The sequence below is a fragment of the Campylobacter sp. genome (assembly GCF_020024835.1).
In the GTDB taxonomy this organism is placed as follows: Bacteria; Campylobacterota; Campylobacteria; order Campylobacterales; family Campylobacteraceae; genus Campylobacter_D.
Genome location: NZ_JAHHTD010000070.1, coordinates 1 through 2,034, shown reverse-complemented (window position 1 = coordinate 2,034; position 2,034 = coordinate 1). Strand labels below are relative to the sequence as shown.

Sequence of the window (2,034 nt, the reverse complement as noted above, 5' to 3'; positions counted from 1 at the left end):
AAATTATACTCTAAGATATTTATAAATTATTTTATAAACTAAACATTTTTCTTCTGCAAATTTTTTATATAATTTTTATAAAAATTTAAAAAAAGGTAAATAATGTTTTTTTCAAAATCAAGATACACAAGAGGCACACAATGTGTTAAATCTTTATGGCTTAAAACACATAAAAATGAAGTTTTAAGTGTGCCAGATGAAAATGCTTTAGCTAAATTTAGCACCGGTAACAAGGTAGGCGAGCTAGCTTGTGAGCTTTTTTCAAATGGAGTAAAGATAGAATTTGAAAATAGTTCTTTTGATGAAAAATGCGAACAAACTAAGAAATTATTAGAAAATAACCAAGAAGTGATTTACGAAGCTACTTTTTGCTATGATGGCATTTTGATTATGGTGGATATTTTACAAAATACCAAAGATGGTTTGATTATAAATGAGGCAAAAAGCTCTACCTCTTTGAAAGATGTTTATATAGATGATTGCTCTTTGCAATATTTTGTTTTATCAAATTTAGCTTATAAAATCAAACAAGTAAATTTAATCCACTTAAACAATAAATATTATAGAGAAGATTTTCTTGATATAAAACAACTTTTTATAATCAATGATATAACAAAAGAAGTTTTACTAAATCAAAATAAAATCAAAGAAAATTTAAAATACTTTGAAGAAATTTTAAATAAAAAAGAAGAACCAAATATAGACATAGGAATGCACTGCTTTGATCCTTATGAGTGTGATGGGTATGAGTATTGTTGGCTTAAGCAAAGAAATTTATGCGAAAATGAGAATATTTTTAACATTTCAAGGCTTAATGCAAATAAAAAATTTGAACTCTATCATAAAAATATAATAAATTTTAATGATATAAAAGATTTATCGATATTTAACACAAACCAACAAATCCAAATCCAAGCCTCACTTAATAAAGAAATTCATATAAACAAAGAAAACATTAAAGAATTTTTAAATACTCTAAATTATCCTATATATCATTTAGACTTTGAAACATTTATGCAAGCTGTGCCTGAATATAAAGGCATAAAGCCTTATATGCAAATTCCTTTTCAATACTCTTTGCACATAGACTATAAAGACAAACTAGAACATAAAGAATTTTTAAGCAAATGCGGAGTTGATCCAAGATATGAACTTGCAAAAAATTTGATCAACGATATACCAAAAGATGTTTGTGTGCTTGCTTATAATGCAAGTTTTGAAAAAGGTGTGATTAAAAATTTAGCACTTGCTTTTCCTGAATTTAGCAAGCATTTGTTAAATATAGAAAAAAATATCAAAGATCTTATGATACCTTTTCAAAATAAAGATTATTATCATTATAAAATGCAAGGGAGTTATTCTATAAAAAAAGTCTTACCAGCTTTAATCCCTGATATGGAGCAAGCTTATAATAATTTAAATTTAATCCACAATGGAAGCGAAGCTATGCAAAGTTTTGAAGCTATGCAAAATATGAGCGAAAACGAAAGAAAAGCTTACCGCCAAGCCTTGCTAGAATACTGCGAGCTTGATACTTTAGCAATGGTAAAGATTTTAAAGCATTTAGAAGAGCTTGCTAGCTAATCCATAGCTTTATTTCACAATGATAATTTTCACTTTCTTTTAAAACTTCTATTACTTTGTGATTAAAAACTTTATGATGAATAAATTCTCTACATAAGTTTTTATGAAAGTCATTCCATTTTATAGCAAAATATCATAAGCTTGCATTAGTTTGTATTCCATTTAACATCACTGCTTACATCATCTAGTTTGAGTATAAATTGAATATAACTTAAGTCATTACCAATGACAAATTCTTTCTCAAACTCTTTGTAAGTTTATCACTATCCATAAATAAAAAAGCATAAAATTTAGCAAATTCTTTTAAGACTACTTCTTTTATGGTAATAAAAATTCTAAATTTATTATCTTGTGTAATAAACTCTTTTCAATTTGCTAGATTGCTATTTTACTTCTAAAAGTATTTTGTCATCTTTTTCTTTGAAAGTATAAATTAAATCATCACTTTGA

At 25.7% G+C, this 2,034-nt stretch carries 1 protein-coding gene; it reads left to right on the top strand.

Going from position 1 to position 2,034, the window contains the following annotated elements; all coding sequences use genetic code 11:
- The first annotated feature begins 102 nt into the window (after positions 1-102).
- The gene (locus QZ429_RS07595; protein WP_291953390.1) at positions 103-1,584 is read left to right on the top strand and encodes a DUF2779 domain-containing protein; all 1,482 of its coding nucleotides are present in this window, start codon (positions 103-105) and stop codon (positions 1,582-1,584) included.
- Positions 1,585-2,034 lie beyond the last annotated feature (450 nt).

What these genes read in the sequence shown, in the direction of transcription:
- QZ429_RS07595 (WP_291953390.1), top strand. Translation starts at nt 103, where the DNA reads ATGTTTTTTTCAAAATCAAGATACACAAGAGGCACACAATGTGTTAAA.